This is a genomic window from Chitiniphilus eburneus (genome assembly GCF_005048205.1).
Lineage (GTDB): Bacteria > Pseudomonadota > Gammaproteobacteria > Burkholderiales > Chitinibacteraceae > Chitiniphilus > Chitiniphilus eburneus.
In genome coordinates this window covers 77514-103852 of the sequence record NZ_SUMF01000001.1, presented here as the reverse complement: position 1 = coordinate 103852, position 26339 = coordinate 77514, and the positions used below count along the sequence as shown (strand labels likewise).

At 61.1% G+C, this 26339-nt stretch carries 30 protein-coding genes and 3 tRNA genes; 4 read left to right on the top strand and 29 right to left on the bottom strand.

What is annotated here, in order from left to right; all coding sequences use genetic code 11:
• Positions 1-48 precede the first annotated feature (48 nt).
• Positions 49-888: a polysaccharide deacetylase family protein gene (locus tag FAZ21_RS00520; protein WP_169307190.1), complete on the top strand. Its 840-nt coding sequence runs from the start codon at positions 49-51 to the stop codon at positions 886-888.
• A gap of 72 nt (positions 889-960) precedes the next feature.
• Here the strand turns inward: FAZ21_RS00520 and thrC are convergent, their stop codons facing one another.
• The 3 genes from thrC to FAZ21_RS00505 all read right to left on the bottom strand — a co-directional run bounded on the left by thrC (position 961) and on the right by FAZ21_RS00505 (position 5189).
• Positions 961-2394: a threonine synthase gene (thrC, locus tag FAZ21_RS00515; protein ID WP_136771321.1), complete on the bottom strand. Its 1434-nt coding sequence runs from the start codon at positions 2392-2394 to the stop codon at positions 961-963.
• A gap of 101 nt (positions 2395-2495) precedes the next feature.
• Positions 2496-3818, bottom strand: a complete 1323-nt coding sequence (locus FAZ21_RS00510; RefSeq protein WP_136771320.1) for a homoserine dehydrogenase — start codon at positions 3816-3818, stop codon at positions 2496-2498.
• 138 nt (positions 3819-3956) lie between these two features.
• Positions 3957-5189: a pyridoxal phosphate-dependent aminotransferase gene (locus tag FAZ21_RS00505; protein ID WP_136771319.1), complete on the bottom strand. Its 1233-nt coding sequence runs from the start codon at positions 5187-5189 to the stop codon at positions 3957-3959.
• Between the two features lie 131 nt (positions 5190-5320).
• On the opposite strand from FAZ21_RS00505, the gene FAZ21_RS00500 reads away from it, so the two are divergent.
• The gene (locus FAZ21_RS00500; RefSeq protein ID WP_136771318.1) at positions 5321-5689 is read left to right on the top strand and encodes an Mth938-like domain-containing protein; all 369 of its coding nucleotides are present in this window, start codon (positions 5321-5323) and stop codon (positions 5687-5689) included.
• A gap of 93 nt (positions 5690-5782) precedes the next feature.
• Here the strand turns inward: FAZ21_RS00500 and FAZ21_RS00495 are convergent.
• The 22 genes from FAZ21_RS00495 to FAZ21_RS00395 form a co-directional block, all read right to left on the bottom strand.
• Positions 5783-5867: transfer RNA gene (locus FAZ21_RS00495), tRNA-Leu, on the bottom strand.
• 75 nt (positions 5868-5942) lie between these two features.
• Positions 5943-6644 carry a bactofilin family protein gene (locus FAZ21_RS00490; protein ID WP_136771317.1) on the bottom strand — a complete coding sequence of 234 codons (702 nt, stop codon included), beginning with the start codon at positions 6642-6644 and terminating at the stop codon, positions 5943-5945.
• A gap of 400 nt (positions 6645-7044) precedes the next feature.
• Positions 7045-7419, bottom strand: coding sequence for a DUF4376 domain-containing protein (locus FAZ21_RS00485; RefSeq protein ID WP_246038445.1), 375 nt, complete (start codon positions 7417-7419; stop codon positions 7045-7047).
• 171 nt (positions 7420-7590) lie between these two features.
• Positions 7591-8490, bottom strand: coding sequence for a gp53-like domain-containing protein (locus tag FAZ21_RS00480; RefSeq protein ID WP_136771315.1), 900 nt, complete (start codon positions 8488-8490; stop codon positions 7591-7593).
• 105 nt (positions 8491-8595) lie between these two features.
• Positions 8596-9081, bottom strand: coding sequence for a DUF4376 domain-containing protein (locus tag FAZ21_RS00475; RefSeq protein WP_246038444.1), 486 nt, complete (start codon positions 9079-9081; stop codon positions 8596-8598).
• Positions 9081-9953, bottom strand: a complete 873-nt coding sequence (locus FAZ21_RS00470) for a hypothetical protein (protein WP_136771314.1) — start codon at positions 9951-9953, stop codon at positions 9081-9083. The genes FAZ21_RS00475 and FAZ21_RS00470 overlap by 1 nt, the downstream gene beginning before the upstream one ends.
• A gap of 3 nt (positions 9954-9956) precedes the next feature.
• Entirely contained in the window at positions 9957-10550 is a 594-nt protein-coding gene (locus tag FAZ21_RS00465) for a YmfQ family protein (RefSeq protein ID WP_136771313.1), read from the bottom strand.
• Positions 10541-11599, bottom strand: coding sequence for a baseplate J/gp47 family protein (locus tag FAZ21_RS00460; protein WP_136771312.1), 1059 nt, complete (start codon positions 11597-11599; stop codon positions 10541-10543). The genes FAZ21_RS00465 and FAZ21_RS00460 overlap by 10 nt, the downstream gene beginning before the upstream one ends.
• Positions 11596-12018 (bottom strand): phage GP46 family protein, encoded by a 423-nt coding sequence (locus tag FAZ21_RS00455; protein ID WP_136771311.1) that lies wholly within the window; start codon positions 12016-12018, stop codon positions 11596-11598. The genes FAZ21_RS00460 and FAZ21_RS00455 overlap by 4 nt, the downstream gene beginning before the upstream one ends.
• On the bottom strand, positions 12018-12596 hold the full coding sequence (locus tag FAZ21_RS00450; RefSeq protein ID WP_136771310.1) for a phage baseplate assembly protein V: 579 nt from the start codon (positions 12594-12596) through the stop codon (positions 12018-12020). Before FAZ21_RS00450 ends, FAZ21_RS00455 begins: the two co-directional genes overlap by 1 nt.
• The gene (locus FAZ21_RS00445) at positions 12596-13708 is read right to left on the bottom strand and encodes a phage baseplate assembly protein (protein ID WP_136771309.1); all 1113 of its coding nucleotides are present in this window, start codon (positions 13706-13708) and stop codon (positions 12596-12598) included. Before FAZ21_RS00445 ends, FAZ21_RS00450 begins: the two co-directional genes overlap by 1 nt.
• A gap of 1 nt (position 13709) precedes the next feature.
• Positions 13710-14963 (bottom strand): DNA circularization protein, encoded by a 1254-nt coding sequence (locus FAZ21_RS00440; RefSeq protein WP_136771308.1) that lies wholly within the window; start codon positions 14961-14963, stop codon positions 13710-13712.
• Positions 14963-16891, bottom strand: coding sequence for a phage tail tape measure protein (locus FAZ21_RS00435; protein ID WP_136771307.1), 1929 nt, complete (start codon positions 16889-16891; stop codon positions 14963-14965). Before FAZ21_RS00435 ends, FAZ21_RS00440 begins: the two co-directional genes overlap by 1 nt.
• Positions 16892-17019: 128 nt before the next feature.
• The gene (locus tag FAZ21_RS20980) at positions 17020-17148 is read right to left on the bottom strand and encodes a hypothetical protein (RefSeq protein ID WP_281279718.1); all 129 of its coding nucleotides are present in this window, start codon (positions 17146-17148) and stop codon (positions 17020-17022) included.
• Between the two features lie 11 nt (positions 17149-17159).
• A complete protein-coding gene (locus FAZ21_RS00430) occupies positions 17160-17426 on the bottom strand; it encodes a phage tail assembly protein (protein WP_136771306.1) in 267 nt (88 codons plus the stop codon).
• Between the two features lie 3 nt (positions 17427-17429).
• On the bottom strand, positions 17430-17795 hold the full coding sequence (locus tag FAZ21_RS00425) for a phage tail tube protein (protein ID WP_169307189.1): 366 nt from the start codon (positions 17793-17795) through the stop codon (positions 17430-17432).
• Between the two features lie 144 nt (positions 17796-17939).
• Positions 17940-19412, bottom strand: a complete 1473-nt coding sequence (locus FAZ21_RS00420; RefSeq protein ID WP_136771304.1) for a phage tail sheath C-terminal domain-containing protein — start codon at positions 19410-19412, stop codon at positions 17940-17942.
• 21 nt (positions 19413-19433) lie between these two features.
• A complete protein-coding gene (locus FAZ21_RS00415; RefSeq protein ID WP_169307188.1) occupies positions 19434-19631 on the bottom strand; it encodes a DUF2635 domain-containing protein in 198 nt (65 codons plus the stop codon).
• Positions 19628-20218, bottom strand: a complete 591-nt coding sequence (locus tag FAZ21_RS00410; RefSeq protein ID WP_136771302.1) for a hypothetical protein — start codon at positions 20216-20218, stop codon at positions 19628-19630. The genes FAZ21_RS00415 and FAZ21_RS00410 overlap by 4 nt, the downstream gene beginning before the upstream one ends.
• A gap of 360 nt (positions 20219-20578) precedes the next feature.
• On the bottom strand, positions 20579-21016 hold the full coding sequence (locus FAZ21_RS00405) for a hypothetical protein (RefSeq protein ID WP_136771301.1): 438 nt from the start codon (positions 21014-21016) through the stop codon (positions 20579-20581).
• 322 nt (positions 21017-21338) lie between these two features.
• Positions 21339-21412, bottom strand: a tRNA-Cys gene (locus tag FAZ21_RS00400).
• Positions 21413-21458: 46 nt separating this feature from the next.
• Positions 21459-21534 (bottom strand) — tRNA-Gly (locus FAZ21_RS00395).
• Between the two features lie 224 nt (positions 21535-21758).
• Between FAZ21_RS00395 and nadA the strand changes: the two genes are divergently transcribed.
• Entirely contained in the window at positions 21759-22673 is a 915-nt protein-coding gene (gene nadA, locus FAZ21_RS00390; RefSeq protein WP_136771300.1) for a quinolinate synthase NadA, read from the top strand.
• Positions 22674-22732: 59 nt separating this feature from the next.
• Positions 22733-23803 (top strand): bifunctional nicotinamide-nucleotide adenylyltransferase/Nudix hydroxylase, encoded by a 1071-nt coding sequence (locus FAZ21_RS00385; RefSeq protein WP_136771299.1) that lies wholly within the window; start codon positions 22733-22735, stop codon positions 23801-23803.
• Between the two features lie 193 nt (positions 23804-23996).
• On the opposite strand, the gene FAZ21_RS20495 is transcribed toward FAZ21_RS00385, so the two are convergent.
• From FAZ21_RS20495 to FAZ21_RS00365, 4 genes are all read right to left on the bottom strand, one after another.
• The gene (locus tag FAZ21_RS20495) at positions 23997-24494 is read right to left on the bottom strand and encodes a PEP-CTERM sorting domain-containing protein (RefSeq protein ID WP_211243326.1); all 498 of its coding nucleotides are present in this window, start codon (positions 24492-24494) and stop codon (positions 23997-23999) included.
• A 485-nt stretch (positions 24495-24979) separates the two neighbouring features.
• A complete protein-coding gene (locus FAZ21_RS00375; protein WP_246038443.1) occupies positions 24980-25507 on the bottom strand; it encodes a type II secretion system protein in 528 nt (175 codons plus the stop codon).
• Complete coding sequence (locus FAZ21_RS00370) at positions 25482-25856, bottom strand: type II secretion system protein (RefSeq protein WP_136771298.1); 375 nt, start codon at positions 25854-25856, stop codon at positions 25482-25484. The genes FAZ21_RS00375 and FAZ21_RS00370 overlap by 26 nt, the downstream gene beginning before the upstream one ends.
• A gap of 3 nt (positions 25857-25859) precedes the next feature.
• Positions 25860-26333, bottom strand: coding sequence for a type II secretion system protein (locus tag FAZ21_RS00365; protein ID WP_136771297.1), 474 nt, complete (start codon positions 26331-26333; stop codon positions 25860-25862).
• Between the last annotated feature and the right edge of the window lie 6 nt (positions 26334-26339).

Below are 26339 nucleotides of genomic sequence, written 5' to 3'. Positions count from 1 at the left end.
GCCTGGCTGGATAGAATGGGAAAGGAATTTCCCAAGGAGAGACAACCAATGAAAAGCGCACTGATTCGCCGATTGGGGTGTATCGGCCTGATTGCATTCGCGTCGCTGGCTTATGCCAAAGAGCCCAAGATCCGTACGCCGTTCCTGGAAGGCTGGGAACAGGTGCCCCTGGAGCAGATGGAACGCCAGGCCAAAACCTATCCGGATGTGTACTGGATCGAAGGTCCGGGGGAGAGCAAGGTCGTTGCGTTCACGTTCGACGATGGCCCCAACCCGCTCAACACGCCCCCCTTGCTGAAAGTACTGAAGAAGCATGGGGTGCATGCCACCTTCTTCCAGCTCGGCATGTGGGTGGAGAAATACCCGGACCTGGCGCGCAAGGTGTTGGCGGATGGGCATGTATTGGGTAACCACTCCTATAGCCATCCCTACGCCAGCAAGCTGACCAATACCGCTTTCTGGGAAAACGAGGTCGCGAAGACCCAGGCGATTTTCCAGCGTGAGCTGGGGTTCATGCCGACGCTCTATCGCCCGCCTTATGGCGAGATCACGGATAGCCAGGTCGAACTGCTGCGGGACAAGGGCATCAAGGTGATTTCCTGGTCGGTCGACACGCGCGACTGGTTGTCAGCGCGCGCCATGAATGGCGATGCGCAGATCGAAGGTGTAGTGACGAACTATGTGCACCCGGAAGCCATCGTGCTGATGCATGATGGCGGCGGCCCGCGCGATCGCACGGTCGAAGCCGTGGATCGCTTGATCGGTAAGCTGAAAGAGCAGGGCTATACGTTCGTCACCATCGACAAACTGATCGGTGTGGCACCCAAGCTTGCACCCCCTGCCGAGAAGCCGGTGGCCGAAGCTGCGTCGGCGGTTGCCGTGGAGTAGTTGCCACGCGTGGCTTGCTGTGCTCGAAGTAAAAAAGCCGGCAATTGCCGGCTTTTTTATCCTGCCTGCTCATCAAACCGGTACGCGTTCCGCCACATAGCGCTTCAATGCCTCTGCATCGGCTTCCAGCACGTCGAAACGCTGAGGCTGGGCTTCCAGGTCCTGAAGATCCACAGGGCGCTGCGGGGCCTGGTCCAGGGCTTCACGCATCGTTTCCTCGAACTTGGCTGGCAGAGCGGTTTCCAGGATCACCATCGGCACGGCAGTGTCGCGATGTGCCTTGGCTGCCTTGTAGCCATCCGCCGTATGCGGGTCGATTTGCAGGCCGTAGCGTTGGAACACCTCACGGATATTGGCAACACGGTCGGCGTGCGAGCTCTTTTCCGAGCGGAAGCCGAACTCGTCGTGCATCCGTGCAAACACCTCGGGTGCCAGATCGAAGCCCTGATTCTTGTCCACGCCGCACCATAGTTCGGCCAGCTTGGTGGCATCGCGATCCAGCAGATCAAAAACGAAGCGCTCCAGGTTGGATGCCTTGGTGATATCCATCGAGGGGCTGGATGTCTCGTAGGTGCGGTCCAGGCCGCGCGGATGGTAGCCGCCGGTCTTGAAGAACTCGTCGAGTACGTCATTTTCGTTGGTGGCGACGATCAGGCGGCGGATCGGCAGGCCCATCTGTCGCGCGATATGTCCGGCGCAGACGTTACCGAAATTGCCGGAAGGCACGCAGAAATCCACCGGCTCGCCCACTTTCTGGGCGACGGCAAAGTAGCCCTTGAAGTAATACACGGCCTGGGCCACCACGCGGCCCCAGTTGATCGAGTTGACCGCGCCCACCTTGTAGCGTGCCTTGAAGGCGGCGTCGTTGTTCACGGCCTTGACCATGTCCTGGCAGGCATCGAACATCGATTTCACCGAGATGTTGTAGATGTTCTCATCCTGCAAACTGAACATCTGCGCCCGCTGGAACGGGCTCATCTTGCCGAATGGCGACAGCATGAACACGCGCACGCCATGCTTGCCGCGCATGGCGTACTCGGCGGCGGAGCCGGTATCGCCCGACGTGGCGCCGACAATGTTGATTTCCTGGCCGCGCTGGGTGAGTACATGCTCGAACAGATTGCCCAGCAACTGCATCGCCATGTCCTTGAACGCCAGCGTTGGGCCGTTGGACAACTCCTGGATGAACAGCGTGTCGTCCAGCCTGACCACGGGGGTGATCTGATTGGCTTGCGCTGGATCGCGCCCGTGGCAGTACACCTTGGCGGTATAGGTCCGATCGATCAGCGCCTTCAGTTGGTCAGCCGGAATATCGTCGACGAAGCGGCTGATGACCTGGAACGCCAGCTCCGGGTAGCTTAGCGACGCCAGCGATTGCAGTTCGTCCAGCGAAAAGCGCGGATAGCGTTCGGCGATGGCCAGGCCGCCGTCGGGGGCCAGCCCGCCCAGCAGGATGTCGGAGAAACGTTGCGGGGCCATGCCACCGCGGGTCGAAATGTAGTTCATGGGCGGTTTGCCATCATTGAATACGCCGCACACAGAGGGTGCGGCGATGGAAAGGAACCTGGGAGGAGCAGGGGGCCGGCGCATGGCCAGCCACCGATCCGTCAGCCGTTCAGATGCTCGAGCCGCAGCTTCACCACGCGGCCATTGATGCTGCCGAGGGCCTCGATCTTCGCCAGCGCGGCATTGACATGCTTTTCCACTGCCAGATGCGTCAGCACGATGATATCCGCGCGATCGGCGGCACCCTCTGCTTCGGAAACCGGCCGTTGCAGCATCGCGTCCACCGAGATGTCTGCGTCGGCCAGGATGCGTGTCACGTCCGCCAGCACGCCGGGCTGGTCCTCGGCATTCAGGCGCAGGTAATAGCAGGTCTCCACCTCATCGATCGGCAGGATCGGCAGGTCGGCCATCGCGGTGGGCTGGAATGCCAGATGCGGCACCCGGTTTTCCGGGTCGGCGGTGGCCAGCCGGGTCACGTCCACCAGATCGGCGATCACGGAGGAGGCGGTCGGTTCGGCGCCAGCGCCAGCGCCGTAATACAGCGTGGCGCCCACGGCGTCGCCCTTCACCAGGATCGCGTTCATCACGCCATCCACATTGGCGATCAGCCTGCGGGCCGGGATCAACGTCGGCGCGACGCGCAACTCGATGCCATTGGGCCTGCGGCGGGTCACACCCAGCAGCTTGATGCGATAGCCCAGCTCCTGCGCATATTTGATATCGACGGCTTGCAGCGTACTGATGCCTTCCAGGTAGGCCTTGTCGAACTGCACCGGAATGCCGAAGGCGATGGCGCTCATGATGGTGAGCTTGTGCGCAGCGTCGTGGCCTTCGATGTCGAAGGTGGGATCGGCCTCGGCGTAGCCCAGGCGTTGCGCTTCCTTCAGTACGTCGGCAAACGCCGCGCCCTTGTCGCGCATCTCGGTCAGGATGAAGTTGCTGGTGCCGTTGATGATGCCGGCCACCCACTCGATCTTGTTGGCGGTCAGGCCTTCGCGCAGCGCCTTGATGATGGGAATGCCACCAGCGACAGCGGCCTCGAAGGCTACCATCACGCCCTTTTCCTGGGCGCGGGCGAAGATTTCATTGCCGTATTCCGCGATCAGCTTCTTGTTCGCGGTGACCACGTGTTTGCCCTGCTCGATCGCGGTCAGGACCACTTCCTTGGCGATGGTGGTGCCACCAATCAACTCCACCACGATGTCGACATCGGGATGGCGGACGACTTGCAAGGCATCGTCGAACAGTTCAACGCCTTCGCCTACCAGTTCGCGGGCGCGATCCAGCTCGCGGTTGGCGGCGGCGCGAATCACGATGGGCCGACCGGCGCGCCGTGCGATTTCCTCGCAATTGCGTTTCAGAACGGTTGCCGTGCCGCCACCGACGGTGCCGACACCGCACAGACCCACGTGAATCGGTTTCATTGAAAGTCCTTTCAAGAGCAGGACAAGGCCGCATTGCGTGCCTTATCGGAATGGAATCGATGGTTTACCGCAAGGCATCGCCGCGCGCGTTCGGCAAGAGGGCGGAACGCGACGGCGTGCAATACGGGACAACGCGCATTATGCGGTACCGTGGCGTTTTCGGTAACCGGCCAGGAAACGGTCCAGGCGGCTGATTGCCTCGTTCAGATCGTCCAGGTGTGGCAGGAACACCACGCGGAAGTGATCCGGTGCAATCCAGTTGAAGCCGGTGCCTTGTACCAGCAGCACTTTTTCCTCCTGGAGCAGTTCCAGCATCAACTGTTGGTCGTCTTCCAGCGGATAGAGCTTGGGGTCGAGCCGGGGGAACATATACAGCGCAGCCTTGGGCTTGACGCATGTGACGCCCGGAATCGCGGTCAGGCGCTCCCACGCCAGATCACGCTGCTTGGTCAGCCGGCCGTTCGGCGCCACCAGATCGTTGATGCTCTGGTAACCGCCCAGTGCGGTCTGGATTGCGTACTGGCCCGGGACGTTGGCGCACAGCCGCATGGTGGACAGGATGTTCAGCCCGTCGATGTAATCGCCAGCCACCTTCTTGTTACCGGATACCACCATCCAGCCGGCCCGATAGCCGCAGGCACGATAGTTCTTGGACAGCCCGTTGAAGGTCACGAACAGCACATCGTCGGCCAGTGAGGCCAGCGAGGTATGCGTAGCGCCGTCGTACAGCACCTTGTCGTAGATTTCGTCGGCATAGATGATCAGGTTGTGCAGCCGCGCCAGCTCGACAGTCTCCTTGAGCAGATCGTCCGGGTACAGTGCCCCCGTCGGGTTGTTGGGGTTGATCACCACGATGGCCTTGGTGCGCGGGGTGATCTTGGCACGCATGTCATCGATCGCCGGCAACCAGCCATTGGCTTCGTCGCACAGATAGTGACGCGGCGTGCCGCCCGCCAGGCTCACCGCCGCCGTCCACAGCGGATAATCCGGGGCCGGTACCAGGACCTCGTCGCCATTGTTCAGCAGGCCCTGCATCGACATCACGATCAGCTCGGAGGCGCCATTGCCGATATAGATGTCGTCCACCGTCACATCAGCGATGTTCTTCTCCTGCGTGTAATGCATGATCGCCTTGCGCGCAGGAAACAGCCCCTTGGAATCCACATAGCCGGCCGCGTTGGGCAGGTTGCGGATCACATCCTGTACCACCTCGTCCGGCGCATCGAAACCGAAATTGGCCAGGTTGCCGATGTTCAGCTTGATGATGCGCTGACCATCCTCCTCCATCTGCCGCGCTCGCTCCGGCACCGGTCCGCGAATTTCATAACAGACGTTCAGGAGTTTGTTCGACTTATGGATCTGGTGGGTCATGGCAGGCCACGCGGGCGAAGGAGGAAACCTCACATTCTAACGAAAGCGGGCGGGTCGGGTGGATACAGCGCAAGGGAAGGTGCGGCAAAACAGTTGGGTTAGAATTGCGGCTTGCCATCAAGGGTTTAAGCATGAAGCTGCATCGCACCACCACTACCCACCTCAACCAGTTCACCGGCTATGGCGAAGGCTATGTCATGGTGAACGAGGAACGCTTCGAAGGTAGCCTGATCGTCACGCCCAATGAAGTGCGCGAATGGCGGCCCGACGGCTTCGCCAGCCTGGAAGAGAACGACTTCACCGCACTGCTGGCGCTGGCTCCCGAACTGGTGTTGCTCGGCACGGGCAGCCGCATCCGCTTTCCACATCCCCGATTATCGCGTGGCTTGGCGGCGGCGCATGTCGGGCTGGATACGATGGATACCGGCGCGTTATGCCGTACCTTCAACATCCTTACCGCCGAGGAACGCAAGGTGGTGGCGTTGGTGCTGACGGCCTGAGGGAAGGGCTTTGCAGAATAGACCGGACATTGCGGAACAAAGTGATGAAAACGAAAAAAGCGGCTTCTGGTCTGGAAGCCGCTTCTTTATTACTGGTGCCCCGAGCCGGGGTCGAACCGGCACACCTTGCGGCGAGGGATTTTAAGTCCCTTGTGTCTACCAATTTCACCATCGGGGCAGGGTCGGGGATTCTACCCGGATTTTCCGGCGTGGGGCACTTGTCCGCCTCAGCCTGGGCATGCCCCGTCTGTGATCACTGGAGTGATCCGGCATTGCTCGCGGCCCAGCCATGCTCGCTGGCTGCTACGCTGCCGAATACCCGGCAACCGCTATCCAGCAATACCCTGGGAGCGCTGACCGACGCTGGCTGATGCCACAACCCGATCACCGACCTGGGCGACAAGACCACCTGTCGATGTGAAAGCACTGGCCCGCTGATGCGCACGCCAGGGCCGATGACCAGGATGCCGCGCGCGATGATGCCGCCGTTGATGTGTGTGCCGGCGCTTACCATGATGTTGCCGTCCACCGTGAGACCACCATTGATGCGCGCGTGATGACCGATGTACAGATTGCCATGTACGAACAGGTCGCCCTGGGTATGGCTGCCGTCATCGAGCGTTACATCCCCGGTTTTTACCGACTGCGTCCCCGGATGGCGGGGCCAGGCCGGTGCGGGCTGGAACGGCGCGCAGTTGCCGAAACACAGCTCGTCGGCGGCCAGTCGCTTGAAGCGCAATGGTAGTTTCACGTCGAGCCGGCCGCAGGTATGGATCGAGACCGGGTCATGATCCGCGCTCTGGGGGGCGGACAAGGTGCTATGCGTATCGAATGGCACGGCTGGGCCATGCGGTACGCCCAACGTATTGTGGAAACGGCGTAGCTGCGCTTGCGCGGCTGCGGGGAGTGGGAACATCAGAATCAGGCCGCTCACGGCTTTCAGCACGGGGGTCATGGCGAAATCCTTCGGCCAGTTCCTTGCCTGGCCACTGTGTATCCACGGATATGGGTAAGCGCCGCCATGATTGACGCTACGGGGGGCACATCCGCGTGGGACTGCTAGTAATAGGCTGCCGATGCCGAAGGAGGGTTGCGTTGGATCAAACCCGCCGGGTTGATGGCCGAGTTGATGGGGGTTTTCCGAGCTTTCTTAGCCGCTTCAACTACTGGAGCGGGAGTGCCGCTTGGATTTGAGACGGAGTGCTGCGCAGCTTGGGCAACGCAGGTGGGATGCCCGGTACGATGAATATCGACCAGCGAGCGAGGAGGACAGGCGAGCCTACTCGTCCGCCTGTCCCGAGTGAGGTGACCAAGCCTGAAGGCGGAGATCGGCCTTCAGGCTTGCTGTCTGGCACTCAGCCGACAATTTCCTCCGGCCAACTGGGCATGAAGCTGGCCAATTGCTCCCGATCCATCTGGGCGATCTGTGCTTCCAGCTCCAACCGGCGCTGGTAGATTGCCGCCCCGCGCTCGACGCAGGCGGTCCATAGTGTCTGCAGTTCGCCCAGCGTCATCGGGATCACCTCGCGTGCAGCGTCAACCCATACGCCACCGGGCACCATGCCGGCGAGCAGGGAATCGCGAATGTCCTGGAGCGCCTCGGGGGTGGTCAGCCAGCGCCTCCCCGCATGGTCGATGCCGGCGGCGCGCTCGGCAGTCTCCCACGCTGGCAATCTGGACAGTAATTCGAAACGTGCCGCGTTTATGTCCAGTTCAGGTTTGTCTGCCAAAAAAGGTTTGCCGTTTTCGTCTGCCGTGATGATACGACCATTGTATTGGCCATCCAGTAAAAATAAATATTCATCATCTGTTATGACGATGGCGTCATTCGGGATCTGCGTGTTGATGGAATGATTGTAAAAACAGTTCCTGGATTTTGAATAAAGAATTTGGTTCCCCTTTTAATTGCCAATGGCAATCCATCTCACACTAAAAGTGCCACTTGCGGCATTTGTGCTTGCTTGATATGAGAAGCCGCCGCTTGTCAAGTTGGTCAGGTTTATATCAATTCCAATGTTGGTCGCATATACGCCAAAACAAGAGTGGGATACGTGAAAACATTGGCTATTGAATGAAACCGGAAATGTAATCGAGCCGTTTGTTGTATTGTACGGAATGATTGCCACTCCACCCCATTGGATAATTAAACCGCTTGGCAATTTCTGATATCCATTGCTGGCCAGCAACGAGCCAAATGCCGCCGACGCGCCGAGTTGAACGCCGCCCCACGCATACCATGAGGTACCGCCAACGAAGGCGATGGTGATGGTATCGCCAGAACCCAGCAAAAACGATCGGGGAGTACCATTGCCGATTCCAAATAGGTTGTTTCCCGCTCCTGCTTGGACGGTGACAATGCCAACGCCAACATTATTGATTTGGTAGCTTGCTCCCGCCGCAACTGTTGTGCCTGGCGGCAGCGTTAGCGTAATTGTTCCTCCGGCGTTGATGATCCGACCAGCCAGCACTGCGGGCAGTGTTTGGCTGGTTGTTATGCCGACTTCGCCGGAAAAATTGCCCAGCGCCCGCTGTACAAAGGCACTTGTCGCGGCAACGGTCGAGTTGTCAAATTGAGCCAGAGTCGTGAATACGCCAGTACGGCGCAAGGCCTGTAACAACTGGGTGTTAAGCCCCTCCGTCGGAGTTAAGCCCGCCGCCTCAATAATGCCCAGCAGTTCATCGGTAACGGCGTTGGACCAAGAGGCAGTGTCGCGGCTCGGAAGTAGGCCGGTTTGGGGGTTGCCATCGGTGAATTTGCCATTGAGCAGATTTACGCTGTGTACTGAATGGGGATAGTCCATGGATTGCTCCCGTAAAATAGAAAAGCCCGCTTTGCGGGCTGGCTTGGACAATTGATATTTGGTGGTGGCTGCGAAATTGAGGGAGTTGGAGTTCGCAACGAAGCACTACCAGCTGGGGAAAAATTGCTCCAACTGTTCTCTTTCCATGGACTCGATTTCAGCCTCCATTTCCAGTCGGCGCTGATAAATGGTCGCGCCTCTGCTGACGCATGCAGCCCAAAGTGCTCGCAATGTGTCCAGCGTCATGGGGACTTTATGACGCTCCGCGTCAATCCAGACACCATCTGGGACCAAGCCAGCAAGCAGTGCATCGCGAATATCCTGCAACGCGGCTGAGGTGGTCAGCCATTGATGGCCTGCATGGTCGATGCCGGCTGCACGCTCGGCAGATTCCCAGGCGGGAAGCTGGGCCTGAGCAGCGGATCGCAGCGTTTCAAGCGAGGGCGGAGTCGAAGGATTTGCTTTGCTTAGCGCATCCGCTTCCGACAATGAAACAACATTTTCGGGGATGGCATGATCCTGTGAGCCGTCTGCCTCAAAGGCCAGAATCTCTCCCTCCGCACTCAGGAAATACTTCATTTCGGTGGTCATCAACGAGTCTCCAGCCAACCAATGATGTTGTAAGGGCCAGCGGGCAACCGATAGGTCGCGCCGGGAGGCACGATGAACTGCCCGGCAACCGAAAATCCCGAGCCGGGGAACGATGAGCCACCGAGATTGAATCCGTTGACAACCAGTACGCAGGATTGGTTGACGTTTGTGGTCTCCAAAGATAGGGAGACAACAATCGGTCGGCCGTACGTATTGGTGTAGGTGACGCCGCTTGTGCGGCTCCCCCTCATATCGAGGATTTGCGTACCCACCGCTGCCAAGCCACCTGCATTGGGATTGATCCCTGCCCAATCGCCGGCTTTGCGTCGGACGAAGAGGTAGATTGCACCTGCCGGTACTACACCACCGTGGCCGCCTATTGCTGTGCCTCCTGATGCTATGACTGTCAACGCATAGGCGCCAGAGTTCGATGAGTTGTAGAGGGTAATGCAACCCCCTTCCGGTACCGTGGCTGGATCGGGTAGCGTGACATTGATGTTTGTAGTCGGCGTGAATTGGATGAATGTGCCAACGTGCGCTCCTGTCAGGGTCTGTGCGGGCACGTAGCTGAATACATTGGCGTAGTTCCCCAGTGCTCGTTGCACAAAAGCAGTAGTTGCCGCCGCAGTCGAATTGTCGAATTGTGCTTGTGTGGCAAATACCCCAGTGCGCCTCAGCGCCTGCAAAAACTGATTGCTCAATCCTTCGGTCGGAGTCAACCCCGCCGCCTCGATCACATTCAACAACTCATCGGTCACCCCATTTGCCCAGGACGACGGATCCAGGCTCGGCAATAGCCCGGTCAGTGGATCGCCATCGGTGAATTTGCCGTCGAGCAACCCCACGTCGGGCACGGAATGCGGATAGTCCATCGCTTAGCTCCCATAAGAAAACAAAACCCACGTATGCGCGGGTTTGAGTTTGTTGATCATGCATTCCAGCTGGGTATCGCCCCAGGTCTGGAACGGTTCGCCGAACGGGTCGCCGCATTCGCGCGGAACGACCGGTATTACCGGCAGCCTCAACTGCCAGACGAATTGCCAGCGCCATCCCCCATACCGCTGCCCCAGGCGCGAGTGTCCATAACGTCGGGCGCGGTATTCGGTGATGGTGGCGTTGGGGTGTCCATAGCGCGCCGCCACGTTGATGAAATAGTTGCGCGATTGCCCACCAGTGGCGGCCAGCTTTGCGGCGACGGCGTTGCGGCGTTCCTGCACGGTCTGGCTGCCGAGCAACGAGCATTCGTCGGGCAGACCGGCAATGCGCTCCCAGTCAGCCAGCAGTTCATAACTGGTCGGCGGATAGGTTTCACGCAGCAGTTCGTTCGACCGGCTGTCGACACCGGCCAGGCCGGCGCCGAAAGCACCCAGTACGCGCTGCAAGGTGCTGTCCGGCTCGCGTGGCCAGGCCAGGCCCAGTGGCAGCAGCGCGGACAGTTGTTGGCGATAGTCTTCGGCGGTCATTGCCATGTCACGCCTCCGAATACCGTCATCTCCAGTTGCTCGGCCGTTACGTCGGCGGTGGGGCTGACCAGAGTGTGGTCGATTTCGCCGGAGGCCAGGCTGATGGCCTCGGTGATGTGGCTGCGCAGCAGGGTGGCGCCGGGCGCGGCTTCGCGGGTGTGCAGGTCCTTGAGCGAGGCGATCACCGCATCGCGCACCGCCGGGGTGCCAGGCACCAGCCGGATGGTGTAGGCCACCGGCTTGGGCGTCGGCGCCTGGGCAACGAATTCGGCGGTGACTGGGCGCAGGCTGTCGATGTGGGCCTGCACCGCAGCAACCTCGTTGGCATCCGGGATCGGGTCGGCGTCGCCGTCGCGCACGAACACCACGCCAATGCTGCCGAACCCGAACGGGCTGTCTAAGGTCCAGGCGCGGGTCACGCCCGGTACTTCCAGTGCCCAGGCCACATAATCGGATGCCGCGCCGCCCTGCGGCGGACGCTGGATGCGCGCGATCAGGCGTTGGCGCAGGGCGGAATCCGGCTCGACATCGCTGCCCTGGGTCAGGCCCGGTGCGAGTACCGTGGCGTTGCCATTCAGTCCGGCAATGGAGTTGGTCACCGTCAGCGTGGTGCCTGTGTCGGCATTCCCGCTAGCCCCCGCTTCGCGAGCAGTGACCGTGGCATCCACGGTGCCGCCGGTGCCCAGGGTGGTATCGGCCGTGGTCAGGTATTCGCGATTGTCGGCGCGTGCCAAGGGAGTGCCTTGCGGCACGATGGTGCCCGGTGCGCCGGTCAGGCGAATCGATCCCTGGGCCAGCGCGGCGGGCTTGCGACCTTCGGCTAGCCAGATCGAGGCCCAGCGATCGAGGAACTCCGTCTCGCAGGTGTCGGGAAACACTTGCAGCGATAGCCACGACAAATAGCCATACATCTGGTGCAGACCGCCGGCTTGCACGCGGCCGAGCACATTCAGGTTGGAGTGGCGCAGGCGGGTGTCGGCGCCGGGCAGGCGGGCTTCGAACTCGGTCAGTTGTGCTTCGACCAGTTCGGGCAGGGTAGGGCGGTTCAGGCTCATGGTGTCAGCTCAAATCGGAAGGGTTGGGAATCGATGGCGACGTCCAGACGCAACAGGCCGGTGCGCGGGGCGCTGGCTGCGATGTCCAGTGCCCGGGCGTGACCGTCGTCGATCAGCCATTGCAGCGCTTCGCGCCCGTAGGCTTCGGCGCGCCGCAAGGTAGAGGCGGTCTGCTTTTCGCGGGCCAGCAGCCACAGGCGCGAGCCCAGCGGCACCGCGCGTTCATCGCCTATCGGGATGGCATCGCCCCACCAGCCGCGTGGGTCGCCTTCCACGTCGTCGCCGGGTTCGGCGCGTCGATCGGTGAACAGGCTGAGCAGCACGGCGGTATCCAGTTCGTCGCCTTCGACCAGTCCAACCGCGGCCGGCTGCCAGTCGCAGCCGCGCTCGAAGCTGTAAAAGAACGTTTTCAGATCCATCACATCACCTGGGTGGGTTTACCAGTGGTACCGCCGCTGGCGTTGGTTTCGGGGTGGACGTGATCGGCGAATACCTGGCGCATTCCAGCTACGGTGCGGCTGTTGCCGCCGGCGTTGTCAGTGATGTCGCTGGCGGTCTTGAGCTGGCCGCTGGTGGTGACCAGCGGGGCGTTCAGCTTGACCAGGGGCGTGTTCAGTTCGACCAGCGCGCCGGCATTGACGCGTAGCGTCTGGGTGCTGATCTCGATCAGCCGACCGTTCTTCAGATGGATGCGATCACCTTCGTGGGTGTAGATGCAGACTTCACCCGGGGCGAGGCCGCTCGGGCGATGGCGTTCGTCGTCCACCGCGGTGGCGACCAGATGGTCGCGGCTGCCAGCCACAGCGACCAGGATCGCGGTGGCGCCGGGCAGCGGTACGCTGGTCAGGCCGTAGTTCTGCGCACGCTCCACGTCGTCGCGCGTCTCGTCGGCTAGCGCCGAAACCTGGAGCCGTTGCAGGCCGGTTGCGTCGTTCACCAGGTTGAGCACCGCGCGCGCCACCATCAGGCGCACGCGGCGGGCAAGTCGTTCGATCATCAGTTCTGTCCCCAGTCTTGGCTTTGCGTCGTGCCGTGGCCCACCGTCGAGGACGGCTTGGCCGGGGCGCCTTTGTTGCGTTTGCCACGTTTCAGCTGCGTGGTGGATTTGCCCTCCAGCCGATCGAAGGTGCGTGGATCGACCAGCGTCAGCGCGCAGCGCTCACCCCCCGCACCGAGCGTGTAGCTCACCGCCGAGATCAGCACGTCGCCGTCCGCGCGCAGCAGGCCGGATTTCAGGTTCACCCTCAGGTTGGGCTGCCACAGTGGCAGCCCATCGCCCTGGCGCCAGCCCACTACGTCCACCGTTGCCTGGTTGGCGCGGGCGGTGCGGATGGTCTTTTCCCAGTCGGCGCGTTGCTGCACCGTGGGGCCTTCGGCCTGATCCTCGGCCAGCACGATCAGCGGCCGGTGCCGCGTCACCACCTCATCGTGGCTGCTGCCTTGCTCGGCGTGGCGACCGCGGCTTTGTGCCTTGACGCGGTAGAAGCTGTAGCGCTGCGCCCAACTGAAGGTGGCTTCGCCGCTGAGCAGGTTGTCGCCTTCCACCAGCGCGGCCTGCGCCTGTTCGGTGCCCGGACGGGTGATGTACACGGCGCCGTCGCCACGCGTGGTCAGCAGTAGCATGCGCAGGCGCGCCATCCGTTCCAGGCAGTCGAAGACGGTTTCGCCTTCCTCGACGTTCCAGCTCTTGAACGGCTCGTCGGCCTGCTTTCGCACCGCCGGATCGACGACGACCTTGAGATCGAACGGACCGCATAGGTCGCGCGCAATCCGCGCCAAGCTGGTCTGCTTCCACTGGCCGGAACCGTGGCCGGCACTGCAATCCACCAGGTCGCCGGTGGCGTCGCGGCCACTGACACCCAGGCTGCGTGATTGCGCGTCGAAGCGCAGCGACACCTGATCGATGAAGCCCGTGACCACGGGCTGGTCGTCGATGGTCACCACGCAGGCTTCGCCAGGCTTGACCGGCCGGGCGGTGTCGTTATCCGGCCAGCGCTCGGTCAGTTGCAGGGTGAAGCTGCCGGCCAGTTGCTCCAGGCCGCGTTGCAGCGAAATCTCGGTCCAGCCGCCATAGATCCGACCGCCTACTTTGAGTTGGAGATTCGCCATATCAGGTCTTCAGCAGGTTGAGAGTCCGCCCATCCGGCACGAAGCCGGGATGACGGATATCGTTGCGCACCACCAGATCCAGTTCGGCATCGAGGTTGCCGTTCTGGCGCCAGGCCACCACCAGAGCCGGCTCGCACACGCCTTGCCAGATTTCGCGCAACTGCGCGGTGGCGGGCAGGCGTTGGGCGACGGCCCGGATGGTGGCGGCTTTGAGTGCCAGCAACGCCGGATAGGTGAGATCCGATGCCTGGTCGGCCAGGGTGTCGATGGCTTCGAACACAGTGTCGCGCATGGCGATCAGGTCGGCCGAGGCCAGTACCGGCGCCGTGGGCAATGCCATGGCTGCCTGTGTTACCGCGATGATGCGGGTGGCCTGGTCCAGCGCCAGCCGGTTGCGCAGGTTGGCGACGTTGACCGGCGTGCTCGGCAGCATCACGTGGCGGGCCGGCGACTCGAACAGCAGCGGCTTCACCGCATCCAGCGCCTGGGTACCGCCATTGGGGCGGCGGCCGGTGACGATGCTGTCGAAGTCCTGGCCGAAACGTTGCAGGCGAATGCTGATCCGCTGCAGCGATCCGACCAGCCGCTGATAGAGCGCGGCAGGCGTACCCAGCAGCTTTTCCAGCGAGTTAATCACTTGGTCGACTTGTTGCTCGATGCGCTCCAGCGCGCCCAACTGGCGCTCGATCCAGTCGAAGGTCTGCTGGGCCGCCACCAGTGCCTCCAGAAAGTCGCCCACGCCTGCTTCCAGTGCGGTGAGCAGGTCGCCTTTCAGCCGCTGCGCGCCGATCTTCCATTGCGCGGCGAAGTCCTGCCCGCACACGGTGATCAGCCGGTCACCGGCTTGGCGCAGCTGGGCTTCGGTGTCGATCTGGCTGTTCGGCAACTCGTTCTTGCCGGCTTCGGCAAACTCCAGGCTGAGCCGCGCCATGCCGCCCTGCTCGGTGGTTTCCTCCAGCGAGCAGCGCTGTGCGACCACCTGCTGGTGACCGCGCGACGGCAACACCAGCTCGCCCGGGCCCGGCTGCTCCAGCGCCGCCAGCAGGCGGTCGCGTGCTGCGCGGTAGTCGGGCCCAAGCACGAAGGCATCCAGGGTGAAGGTCCGCGCCTTTCGGCCCAGATCCTCGGCGTAGGGCAGGTCGCGCAGCGGGTATTCGGTCAACTGTACGCGCCGGCCGACCTCGCCACCGCTGCGGCTGATATGGAACGGCACGCCGCGGAACGAAGCCTTTTCCAGTTGGTCTCGCCAACTCATCAGAAACCTCCTTGGTGGTAGTTGCCGGTCTTGGCTGCGGTGGCTTGCAGCTTCACGCCGGCACCGGCCGGCTGGGTGACGCTGGTCTGACCGGTGAGGTAGGGGGGCATGGAGACCTTGACCTCGACGGTGCCGGAAACCTTTTGCGGACCGAGCGCGCCGGGAGACAGGGTGTTGGGCGATATATCCTGGCGGCGATTTGAAGGGACTAAAGGATAGGTTGCCGGGCTGTTTTCAAACCCCGGATTAATGAAGTATTGGTAATGCTGCGATTTATTTGGACCTGATGCATATGGCGGATCCAGCGGGCGATTGATATTGATCTTCTTGGGGTAGCCTTTCGCCTGGGTCACGGCGGGATAGTCGTAAATTCGGCTTTCTTGTTGCCCGTAATTTGAATAGTGGTGGTAAGGGTTTACCGATAAGCCCGGCTTGAGGCGGCGGCGATTGGCATATTGGTTTGCCTGAGCCGAAATAGGATAGTCGGAGGCTCGGTTTTCCTGCTGTCCATGATTCGGATAGTGGTAATATGGGCCCTCTGAGGGAGGCGCTTCTAGTTTGGGGCCATTTTCCACTGCTTGATTAAAGAGCCATTTTGCTTGGCGAAAAAGTCCCTTGGCCGGAAAAGCAATATCCGTCAATAGGGGGGCGAAATGAGCGGCAGTCAGGCCCAGCCCGACGATGGTGTCCACTGGCCCAAGCTCTTCTTCGGCCGGTGTGCCGTTCGGCCAGTTCACAACCACTACCGGAATGGCATCGCCGTGGTTGCCATCATCGAGGCCGGACAACGAGCCGTTTTGGTTCTCCCTCGGCTTGAGTAATCCCAATTGATCAAAACCGAATCGAAATGCGTCGGCGTTCGGCCCCGTATAGTCTTTAAGGAAATTTGCTGTTTTATGAAGGCCATTAACATAGCCCTGGGTGACCCCAGAGTTTTGCAGAGAAGCCTCGTTCTTGATTCGGAGGCTTTTCGCAACCCCGGCATCGGAGTTATCTGCAATGAGCTTCCGCTGGTGGATCAGGCCCTTTGAGCTGCTCGCTTCATTGTGGATTTTCTGATATTCAGTCTGATTGGCGACCAAAGCCTGCTGGAAGTCCCGTGCTTCCCGACTGCTGAACAATTGACCCAGCTTGGTGGCATCGCCACCGGTGACGGTGTCTGCCAGTTTGGCCATGTACAACAACGGGTCGCCGCTGGCGATTGCGTTCTTTTTCTCTTGTTCAAAATTACCGACGCCCAATTTCTGGAATTTATGAGCTATCCCTCCTGAGTTGAACTCATTCAGGAAGCCGTTCAGGTTGGCGTGTGCTTGCTCCGGATCGGCGTTATCTTTCGCGGCGATCTGCAGGGCGGCAGTAACTGAGGAAATTCCGGATGTGCCTCGCAGGCCAAGGGTTGAATTCTTTGCCGAGGTGATCAGGGACGGTATCTTTTGTAGTAGCTGATTGAAGTTTAAAGTGCCTGATCTTCCCGATGCGGCGATGATTTCAAAAAAATTGTCGGCGTCCTCGGACCTGACTCCAAAATCGAGATGTGCCCTGGTCACCGCTTTGCTCAGAGGAGCAAGATCATTATTGGTAGCTGTCGCGGCTCGACCGGCCGCCTCGGTCAGGCCCAGGGCAGCATCGGGTTTGACATTGCTTTCAACTGTGCTTTTGAAACCATTGAGCAGTTCTTCTTGATATTGGTTGGTGCGCTGGCTCATGCCGATAAGCTGGGCATTCCAACTTGCTACGGTGGACTCAAGTCCTTTTTTTTGAATTCCGGCCTGACCGGCAATGTAGCCGAGTTCATCCCGGGTGGCGGTATATCGGTGAGCCGCTTCGAGAGGCGCTTTCGCTACATTCTGGAGCCCTTTGATGGCTGATTCTGCGACGGCTTCGACAGCCTTTTCTCCAATGATCCCTAATATATATTGCATTGCCATATGGCTCTCCTACTGCCTTTGTGCTGAACGCCGTGACAAAGTCTTCGGCGCACCAGTGCACAGAGGCGTGGGGCCGAATTGCATTCCTTGCATGGTTCCTCCGCGACCTGCCGGTCGCGAAGGAACGCTCAATCAGACTCAGACACCGTGCCCTTCAGCCGCAGCACCTGGTGATGCCAGAAGCGAAACTCGCTCCAGCGCATCGCCCAGACCTCCGAGGGTGCGATGCCGCCGGCGACCACCAGGTCGCCGGCCATGTCCTGCCAGTTCAGCGGAACCAGAACAAAAAAGGGTTCACCGCCCGGACCACGGCCTCGGTGTCATCCGTGTTCAGCCGGTCGAGCACGCTGGACGGCAGGCCGGCGAGTTCCGCGGCCAGATCAAGCGAGCTGGCCAGCACGGCTTGCGGGTTGGCCAGCACGCGAAAATCGCCAGCGCACGGTTCGCGCAGGCGCAGTTCGGTGATGTCCTCCTCACCGAAGCGCAACGGTTTGCTCAAGGTGACGACGAGGGGAAACTGGATATCCTGGTTCATCGTTTAGGCCTTTTCGCAGTGAGTGCCGGCGAACTTCAGCGTGACTTCGCCTTCGCCGCCGGTGAACTCCGGCGGTTCGGTCAGGAAGGCGTTGCGCAGGGCGTAGGTGGCGCCGATGTCGGTCTGGAACACGAGGTTGGTGTCGACGATACGGCCGAATTCGACCAGATCGACATCGCGGCTCAGCACGATGGTGCATTCCACGGTCGGGGTCTTCACCTTTTCCGTGTAGCCGACGGTGCCGAGATCGGTCTCGACCGGGGTGCGTTCGACGCCGCCGACATTGAGCTTGGCGCCGGACTTGCTGCGCAGACGCGAGCCGTCGATGCTGATGAATACACGTCCTGCGAACTGGGTATTGCCTGCCATGGGGAATTCTCCGTTGCTTGAAAAAGGCGGCCCGCATCGAGGCGGGCCGGGTAGGGCATCAGCCCTGGTTGATGCGGATGGCTCGAACTGCCGCGATGCATCGCCCCGTGCCGAGGCATGTCGGGGCATTCAGTGCATGGCGGGTCAGAGCAGGTATTGCACCGCCGCGGCGAACACGCGGAACTGATTGACCACGTCCGGTGGGATCACTGCATTGACGCGGTTGGGGTCGCTGTTGCTGCGCACCACCAGCAAGTCTTCCTTGAACTGGTCGAAGTTCTCCACCAGGCCTGCTTCCTCCAGCTCGCGGAACAGCGACAGCAGTTCGGCGCGCAGGATCACCGGGGTGACGATGGCCTGGCCCGGCGCGTAGTTGCTACCATCGTTGGCCAGCTTGTGGCGCGGATAGCGCAGCGCGATGCGGGCGCGCACGGCGTAGCGGATGTAATCCACCGTCCACTTGGTTTCCAGGTCGAGCAGGCTGATGTCGGCCACGCCGAACGGGTTCTTCTGGTAGGTGGTGATCACGCGCTCGATCAGTGCCGCGCCATCGCTGCCGTAGATCACGGTGCTGATGCCGGAACGCAGCAGCAGATCGCGTTCGGTGCGGGTGAAGCGGCTCTTCAGTTGCGGCGCCAGCAGGCCCGGCACCGGCAGGGTCTGCAACGGACGCGCGGGGTCGATGGCGCCGTAGTATTCGCAGACGCCCGCCCACGATGCGGCGAACTCCCACGCCGGCGTCGGGGTGTCATGGATGCCCAGCACCGAAACATGCGCGCTATTGCGGCCGGCGCCGAAGGTGGTCAGCGAAGCGTGGGTGGCGACCATGCCGGCGAACACGTGGCCGGTGCGTTGCTGCATCGGGCCCCACTTGGCGTCGAGCATGGCTTCCAGCGCGGCCAGCGTGGCGGTATCGGTATATGGCGCGACGATGCTGTAGTACTGGTCGTCGCCGATGGCGGCAATCGCCGGGGCGATATCCGGGTTGCCGGTGCCACCCGACATGGCTGCGATGACGGCGGTAAGACCAACCGGCGTGGTGTCGTCGCTGTAGTAGTTCAGGCGCAGATCGATGCCGTTGCCGTTCAGGCCCTTGTGGCGGGCGGTGAGGGTGATCACGCCGGTGGTCGCGGCGGCTGTCACCGGCAAATCAACATTGGCGGCGACCGCAGCAACCACCTTGGTGGCGATTGTGGCGGCGGCGTCACCCTGGGCCACGCCGACCTGCACGCGCTGGCCAGCCACGTAGAGCGCGAGGATACCGCTGGCGGTGGCCGACCCGGTCAGGGTCAGCGTGCCACTGGCGGCGACGCCCGCTTCCAGATCGTCCACGGCGATGGCCCACATCGCGGTAGTACTGTTGGCGGCTTTGGCGGCGAGCACCATGCGATGCAGCATCGAGCCACGGCCAAAATAGCCGGCGGCCTGATCAGCGTTGCTGATCTGCGTCGGCACGTTCGCGACCACGGTGCCGCCGGCCAAGCGCTGGCCCAGCAGCAGCAGGCGGCGATCCTGTGTCGGCAGGCCGCGTACGGCCTTGGTATGGTCGATTTCGATATATTGGCCTGGGGTGCGGATATCGACGGGGATGGCGTTGAAACTGATGTTTTCCGGCATTTGCTTACTCCACTGAAAAAACTAAGCCCCGCGGGTGGCGGGGCGGGTTTTGGCATTGGTCTGCGGCTTGGTCGCGACGACGATCACGTCGCCGTCGGCGATGCGCCGGTGCCAATACGTGTCGAGATGGACGGCGAGTCCATCGGGCGGCAGCGTGCCGCTGCCGTCGGGCAGCAAGACGCTCAGCGTCGAGGCCCGAGGCTTGATGCGGGTTTTCATGGGGCGGGTCCTGGTGGGTGGTACTCGATTTGCGCGTCTGGAAGGCTGTCGGCGTAGTCGGCGACCAGCCATCGGATGTGTTCGGTGGCGCCGCTGAACGGCTGGGTGTCCAGATCGGCATGCAAGTGGGTGAAATCGCCGAATGCGGGTGTGGTATGCGGCTCGGTTACGTCCAGTTCGGCAAAGGGTTCTTCGTGCCAGGTGGCGCACAAATCCTGCGTGTAGACCAGGCGGGCGCCCTCGCTTGCCACCTGAAGCTGCGTTGCTCGCAACGGCGTCGCTAGCAGCCCGTTGAGCGTGGGGTGACGAACCAGCACACGTTCCACTTCATCCAGCAGTGCTTCGGCCTGATCCTCGGCACCGGTACCGTCTGCCACGACGATGGCCAGGGCAAACTGGCCGTCGTGCGTTGCGCTCGGGATGTCGCTGTTGGAATGCGTCATGCGGCTCGTCACCCGCACCCGTAGTGCGGGCAAGTCGGTATCGGCAATCGCCTGGCTACGGTTCCCCCAGACGCGCGGGCCTGCCGCAGTCTGGTCGCGCAGGCGTGCAACCAGCGCCTGCCGAATGGCCGTCAGCGTATGCATGGCGCGATCCTCGACCATTGCCAGGCCGCGATGCGGCCAGGTGCGAAGGCCCCCTCGACTGGATGCGGCACGAAGCCCGCCACGGAACGAGGGGGCGATGTATTGCGAGCAGGCATGTTGCCTCCTGAAAGACAAAGCCCCGCACAAGGCGGGGCCGGGTGGGATTTTTCGAAACGCGCGGCATGCAGCCTTGCTATTGGCGGTGAACAGATTGCACAATTCGAGGCCGAATTCCATTTATTGGATTCAATTAAAAAACAAAACCCCCGATCGATTGATCAGGGGTTTCGTGTGAGCACAACTTTGTTCACCGTAGCAGAATCTTATCAATCCACTGTCACAGGGGGCAGAAGGGGGATATCAGTACTGAATTCCATCATGGGAAGACACACTGCGTGATCCATATCGTTGCTCGAGCAATAATTTCTCCAATTCATGGTGGCTCCGGTCGAGATGGCGAAACGCCGTTTTTTCCGAGCAGCTCATCTGTTCCGCCCGCTGCCGGGTGGTGCCCCGCCCGAGATACCACACCTTGAACAACTGCCGGCTGGAAAGAGACAGCTTGCTGTGAATCAGCGCATCGAGGGTGCGGATTTCTTCATAATCGATTACCTGCTCACGCCCATCGCAGCCGCTGACGACGATAACCCCGTCGGCATCGCTGGGTGCATAGCTGCGACAATCGCCACCGCCGCTGCGCTCGCGATAGCTGAATTGCACATAGCCGCTGCCGCCATCTTCGCGAATCAAGGACCAGATTGCCCAGGCGCGCAATTTGCTGTCGATCGATTTAAGCATATTTCCCCCATTGGCCGAATGAATGGCGCGGCAGTCAATTAAGCTAAGCCGTGCCGTACCGCCAATTTTGAATGGGAAATGGAAATACCAAGGTGGTGCGGGAATTCAGTGGCGCTACAGGTCGAGTGCCCAAGGTGGAAGGGCAGCACCGATGGCACAAAAAGAGAAACAAATCGTTCCACGGGAGCGTGAACCACTGCTGGTTGACGCGTACGGTGAGGGGGCTTCGGTTCGCAGTTCATCCGGACCTGAAGCGTGGCGAGGGAGTAAGGGAGGAGGGCACGCAAAAGCAAAAAGCCCTGAAGGATCAGGGCTTTGCGTTTGGAGGCGGGGGTCGGAATCGAACCGGCATAGACGGATTTGCAATCCGCTGCATAACCATTTTGCTACCCCGCCGAAGCTGGAAAAAAGGGAAAGTGATTCACTTTCCCTTTTTTGGAATTGGAGCGGGAAACGAGGCTCGAACTCGCGACCTCAACCTTGGCAAGGTTGCGCTCTACCAACTGAGCTATTCCCGCGCTGTCATGTGCTGCAACAGAGAGGCGCATTATGGTGAGCCGCCCATCCCTTGTCAACACCCGAAGCAGAGGAAAATCGCGCTGGAGCGGCGTATGATGTTCGCCACTGGCGGGCGGTTGCGGGATTCGCAATCGGGAAATCCTGTCCGGACAAAGACTTAGTTGTCGTTACCGATCACGATCCCCGCGGGGTGAGCCCGTGGGCTTTGCATGGAGGAAATCCCATGTCTCGCGTTGTCACGCTTGCGCATTACTATACCCAGCCTGAAATCCAGCAAATGGCCGACAAAGTGGGCGATAGCCTGGAACTATCGCTGTTCGCCCGCGACGCCGAAGCGGACATCATCGTATTTGCCGGTGTCCGCTTCATGGCCGAAACCGCCAAGATACTCAATCCGAATGCCACGGTGGTGTTACCGGATCGCGGCTCGACCTGTTCATTGGTGACCCAGACCGATGTCGACGCGCTGCGGCGTTGGCGCGAGTCATACCCCGACCACGTGCACGTCAGCTACATCAATAGCTCAGCCGAGCACAAGGCGTTGTCCGACTGGATCGTCACCAGCCGCAACGTGGACGACATCATCGCCCAGCTCTATGCCGACGGTAAGCAGGTGATCTTCTCGCCCGACCGCAACATGGGCGCCTATCTGAACTTCCAGTACGGCTACGACATGCCGTTGTGGTCTGCCGTGTGCGAAGTGCACGATAAATTCAACCAGGCGGCACTGGACGAGGCATTTGCCGCCGTGCCGGGCGCACGTTACCTGATCGCCCACCCGGAAAGCCCGTTGCCGGTACTGCAATTGGCGGATTACGTGGGCTCGACCTCCGGCATGCTCAAGTGGGTCAGGGAGTTCGAGCGTGAACCTGATGCGGTGATCTTCGTCGCGACCGAGGATGGCATCCTCTACAACATGCGCCAGGCGCGGCCGGACCTGAACATCGAACAGGCGCCGATCTATGCTGGTTGCCAATGCAACCAGTGTCCGTACATGAAGATGAACACCATTGAGGCGGTGAAGCGCGCCCAGGCGGGGCAGGGCACGGTGATCGATTACCTGACTCCAGCGCAGATGGATGCCGCGCGTGCGCCGATTGAACGCATGCTCGAATTTTCCCAGCGCTACTACCAGTAGGTCGCCTCGGCAGGCGGGCCTAGCGTCCGCCACCGGGTCATCCAGGAGCAGGCTGTCACATGAAATACGACTATCTCGTATTCATCGGGCGCTTCCAGCCCGTGCACCTTGGGCACCTCAAAGTGATTGAGGAAGCATTGGCGCAGGCCGGACGGGTGATCGTGATCTGCGGTTCCGCCCGGCAGGCCGTCAGCCCGCGGAACCCGTTCACGCTGGCCGAGCGCGAGGCGATGCTGCGCGCGGCGCTGCCGACGGCTTGGCAGAATCGGGTATTCGTCGTCGGTTGTTCCGACCGCATGTACAACGATCAGCAATGGGTGACCGAGGTGCAGAACCTCGTCGACAAGGTGATCGCGGTGGATACCGCCAGCCTAGGGCATCGGGCAGCGGAGTTCCGCGTAGGCATTGTCGGATCGCCGCCGGGCAATGGCCGGGCGCGGGCCGGGCATTACCTCGATCTGTTCCCGCAGTGGCAGCGCGAACCGGTGGAGGAACTGAGCGCCATCGATGCGGGGCGTATCCGCGAAGCGCTGTTCAATGACGATGGCGCGCGTTTTGGCGCATGCCGTAACGATCTGCCAGCCGCTGTCTACGATTGGCTGCTACGCTTTCGCGAACGCGATGTCTATGCCCAGTTGGCGGCGGAGCAACGCTTCCTCCAGGCATTCCGCCAGTCCTGGGCCGGGGCACCTTACCCACCGACTTTCGTTACCGTGGATGCGGTGGTGATTCATTCCGGGCATATCCTGCTGGTGCGTCGCCGGGGCATGCCGGGCAAGGGGTTATGGGCATTGCCCGGCGGTTTCGTCAACCAGGACGAGCCGATCCGGGATGCCGTGATCCGCGAACTGAAGGAAGAAACACGCCTGAAAGTGCCATCGCCAGTGCTGGCCGGATCGATCCGCGCCAGCCGCGTGTTCGATCATCCGCAGCGCTCGCTGCGGGGCCGTACCATTACCCATGCATTCCTGATCGAACTGGCGCCGACCGGCGAAGGATTGCCCAAAGTGCGCGGCGGTGACGATGCGGATCGGGCGCAATGGGTGCCGTTGTTCGAATTCAATCGTATGGAAGCCAGCCTGTTCGAAGATCACTTCTATATCGTGAGCTGGTTCCTCGGCCAGATCTAGAATTGCGAAGAAAGCCCACGCGGCTGTTTGTGGGGGCTCCAGCCGCGCTTTTCCAGGCTGTGGCCTGAATTCTGTACGTCTGGCCACACCCGGTGCGGGATTTATCAGTTGCGCTCGATGCAAGGCGGTGCTGCTGCGTCTGCCAAAACGAAAACGGCCCCACAGGGCCGTTTCCTATTACGCAACCGCCAGCTTATTCGCCGCGTTGCTTGCGGCGACGCCAAGCCACGCCTGCGGCGCCCAGGCCGAACAGCGCCAGGGTGGCAGGTTCCGGCACCGGCGACACACTGTAATTAAGCGTGCCTTGCCACGGGGCGTAGTTGGTGAATGCCAGATAGAAGTCGAACAGACCGGGACCACCGTCATTATTGAAGGTGAAAGAACCGGCAAAGCTATTGTTGCCCACATTGCTGCTGGTCAATTGCTCGATGAACGGGCCGGGACCGGAGATCTTGCGCAGCACTGCTTGTAGCGAGGCGAGCGAAGCGCTGCCCGCGTTGGGGGTCAATTCGAAGCTGAATTCATACTGGCCGGGGGCGGACAGGCTGAATTGGTTGGCGCTGCTGCCGAGCAGCGTGGATGCCCAGGCGCCATTGCTCTGGATGTTGGCGCTGTGCTGGTACACGGCAGCATTGGCGGAGGCGGCACCCAGCAGGGCGGCGGCGGCGAGTGCAAGCGTCGTAGCCTTCATGCGTATCCTCGTTGTGATAATTAAAGGTGTGCACAGGGTACCGGCTTTTTGTTACCAATTCTTATAAATTTTGTCAGAAATATTATTAAATGCTGATGTATGGAAAATGGCAGGTGACAAGCAAGCTATTGAAAATTAATGATTTCAGGGTCCATTGCAGGAATTGCGGACGGGATTGTAGGAATTTTTCGATGAACGGCAGTAAGAAAAATGACGTAATCGTATGCCGACATCGTGAAATGGAAGGAAAGTTCCTACACAAAAGAGCCGTGAAAGGAAGCGGGTTTATGACTGGCCGGGGTGTTCGAGGGGCAGGGTAGGGGCGGCCGCTGCGGGAGGCGGTGTGTGGAGCTAACCATTTGCCTGGCTGACTGGCTGGTCGCATGACTGATACTTCCTGAGCGGCTTGCGGGGGAAGGCGATCCCTCAAGCTTGGGATAGCCTCGGCCTGTGGCGCCGACCCGGTGTGAAGGATTACGACAGCGCTAGCGAGTGCGGCTGCCGCCGCCCGGCCAGTGGGCGAACTTCCATTCCTGGTAGCTGGGCTTGTCGGCGAAAGACGCGTACTGGGCAGTGAAGCCCCATTGCTTCAACGGCTTCTCGGACGATTTGCTGAAGACACCCATGAAGCCGCCACCCGGCGCTCCGATGTAGGACCAGTCCTCGCCGGTGACCGGGTCCTTATACGGCTTGCGCAGAAAGCGCCGCGCGAAGGGCACGCGTGGGTCCTGGACCAGATCGTCCAGCGTTTTCGGGTACTGGCCGCCGCCCTGGCCGGCATCCTGCTCCGAATAGGCCTTGATAGCACGGCGGATTTCATCGCCGACCTGTAGCAACTGCTCTTCCTTGGCGCGCTGGATGCGCGTTTTCCAGACATCGCCCAGTTCGGCCAGATAGATACCCATCACCAGCACCATCATCAGCACCCAGGCATAAGCAAAGCCGCCTTGATTGCGTCGTTGGGGCGGTATGGCGAATCGAAAGGTGTCAGTACTCGGTAAAGGCTTTGCCATCGCTGCCCTTGCCTGGCGAACTGCTCTTCACGTCGTAGACACCGGTGCCACCTTCCGGGTTGATCACGGTCCAGCCATCGCGCTTGCCGCTGACCGGATCGACCGGCACTTCCCGCAGGTACTTGCGTTCGACCATCTCGTCCAGCGTGGCTGGGTAGCGGCCGGTGTCGGCGTAGAACTTATCGATGGAGTCGCGCATTGCCACCAGGTTATGCCGGAGCACGGTTTCCGCGGCCTTGTCGGTCTGCTGGAAATAACGGGGCACCACCAGCGTCAGCAGACTGGCCATGATGGCCAGTACCACCAGCAGTTCGATCAGGGTAAAGCCCCGGCGGGCAAAGTGTTTCATCGATTACCAATCCCGGTAAGGAACGCCATTCAGCCCGGTGCTGGTGGACAGCGTGTAGACATCGTAGACATCGCGCCCTTCGGCGGGCGAGTCGGGAGGGCTGGCGTAGCTGCGCAGGCCCCAGGTCTGCATGTTGTCCTTGCTCGGGCAATCGCAGAACGGGTCACGCGGCATCCGTCGCAGGAAGTAGATACTACGCCCGGTGGGGTCCTTCACATCCTTGACCCCATCGGTCAGCGCGGCCAGCGTGGGCGGATAGCCGGTTTCATCCAGCGATTTCTGGATGCGGCCTTCATCCGCCGCCTGCTTGTAGGCATCGATCGCACTACGGATTTGCCACAGCGCGCGGCGCAGATCGTCCTCGCGCGAGCGGGTGGCCGCCACCTGTGACAGCGGCAAGGCCACGGAGGCGAGCACTGCCAGGATGGTCAGCGTCACCATCAGTTCGATCAGCGTAAAGCCGCGCCAGCGTTTCATGACTGC

Coding starts and splice junctions, on each gene's coding strand:
- FAZ21_RS00520 (WP_169307190.1), top strand. CDS start 49: ATGAAAAGCGCACTGATTCGCCGATTGGGGTGTATCGGCCTGATTGCA.
- thrC (WP_136771321.1), bottom strand. CDS start 2,394: ATGAACTACATTTCGACCCGCGGTGGCATGGCCCCGCAACGTTTCTCC.
- FAZ21_RS00510 (WP_136771320.1), bottom strand. CDS start 3,818: ATGAAACCGATTCACGTGGGTCTGTGCGGTGTCGGCACCGTCGGTGGC.
- FAZ21_RS00505 (WP_136771319.1), bottom strand. CDS start 5,189: ATGACCCACCAGATCCATAAGTCGAACAAACTCCTGAACGTCTGTTAT.
- FAZ21_RS00500 (WP_136771318.1), top strand. CDS start 5,321: ATGAAGCTGCATCGCACCACCACTACCCACCTCAACCAGTTCACCGGC.
- FAZ21_RS00490 (WP_136771317.1), bottom strand. CDS start 6,644: ATGACCCCCGTGCTGAAAGCCGTGAGCGGCCTGATTCTGATGTTCCCA.
- FAZ21_RS00480 (WP_136771315.1), bottom strand. CDS start 8,490: ATGGACTATCCCCATTCAGTACACAGCGTAAATCTGCTCAATGGCAAA.
- FAZ21_RS00475 (WP_246038444.1), bottom strand. CDS start 9,081: ATGACCACCGAAATGAAGTATTTCCTGAGTGCGGAGGGAGAGATTCTG.
- FAZ21_RS00470 (WP_136771314.1), bottom strand. CDS start 9,953: ATGGACTATCCGCATTCCGTGCCCGACGTGGGGTTGCTCGACGGCAAA.
- FAZ21_RS00465 (WP_136771313.1), bottom strand. CDS start 10,550: ATGGCAATGACCGCCGAAGACTATCGCCAACAACTGTCCGCGCTGCTG.
- FAZ21_RS00460 (WP_136771312.1), bottom strand. CDS start 11,599: ATGAGCCTGAACCGCCCTACCCTGCCCGAACTGGTCGAAGCACAACTG.
- FAZ21_RS00455 (WP_136771311.1), bottom strand. CDS start 12,018: ATGGATCTGAAAACGTTCTTTTACAGCTTCGAGCGCGGCTGCGACTGG.
- FAZ21_RS00450 (WP_136771310.1), bottom strand. CDS start 12,596: ATGATCGAACGACTTGCCCGCCGCGTGCGCCTGATGGTGGCGCGCGCG.
- FAZ21_RS00445 (WP_136771309.1), bottom strand. CDS start 13,708: ATGGCGAATCTCCAACTCAAAGTAGGCGGTCGGATCTATGGCGGCTGG.
- FAZ21_RS00440 (WP_136771308.1), bottom strand. CDS start 14,963: ATGAGTTGGCGAGACCAACTGGAAAAGGCTTCGTTCCGCGGCGTGCCG.
- FAZ21_RS00435 (WP_136771307.1), bottom strand. CDS start 16,891: ATGGCAATGCAATATATATTAGGGATCATTGGAGAAAAGGCTGTCGAA.
- FAZ21_RS20980 (WP_281279718.1), bottom strand. CDS start 17,148: ATGGCCGGCGACCTGGTGGTCGCCGGCGGCATCGCACCCTCGGAGGTC.
- FAZ21_RS00430 (WP_136771306.1), bottom strand. CDS start 17,426: ATGAACCAGGATATCCAGTTTCCCCTCGTCGTCACCTTGAGCAAACCG.
- FAZ21_RS00425 (WP_169307189.1), bottom strand. CDS start 17,795: ATGGCAGGCAATACCCAGTTCGCAGGACGTGTATTCATCAGCATCGAC.
- FAZ21_RS00420 (WP_136771304.1), bottom strand. CDS start 19,412: ATGCCGGAAAACATCAGTTTCAACGCCATCCCCGTCGATATCCGCACC.
- FAZ21_RS00415 (WP_169307188.1), bottom strand. CDS start 19,631: ATGAAAACCCGCATCAAGCCTCGGGCCTCGACGCTGAGCGTCTTGCTG.
- FAZ21_RS00410 (WP_136771302.1), bottom strand. CDS start 20,218: ATGCATACGCTGACGGCCATTCGGCAGGCGCTGGTTGCACGCCTGCGC.
- FAZ21_RS00405 (WP_136771301.1), bottom strand. CDS start 21,016: ATGCTTAAATCGATCGACAGCAAATTGCGCGCCTGGGCAATCTGGTCC.
- nadA (WP_136771300.1), top strand. CDS start 21,759: ATGTCTCGCGTTGTCACGCTTGCGCATTACTATACCCAGCCTGAAATC.
- FAZ21_RS00385 (WP_136771299.1), top strand. CDS start 22,733: ATGAAATACGACTATCTCGTATTCATCGGGCGCTTCCAGCCCGTGCAC.
- FAZ21_RS20495 (WP_211243326.1), bottom strand. CDS start 24,494: ATGAAGGCTACGACGCTTGCACTCGCCGCCGCCGCCCTGCTGGGTGCC.
- FAZ21_RS00375 (WP_246038443.1), bottom strand. CDS start 25,507: ATGGCAAAGCCTTTACCGAGTACTGACACCTTTCGATTCGCCATACCG.
- FAZ21_RS00370 (WP_136771298.1), bottom strand. CDS start 25,856: ATGAAACACTTTGCCCGCCGGGGCTTTACCCTGATCGAACTGCTGGTG.
- FAZ21_RS00365 (WP_136771297.1), bottom strand. CDS start 26,333: ATGAAACGCTGGCGCGGCTTTACGCTGATCGAACTGATGGTGACGCTG.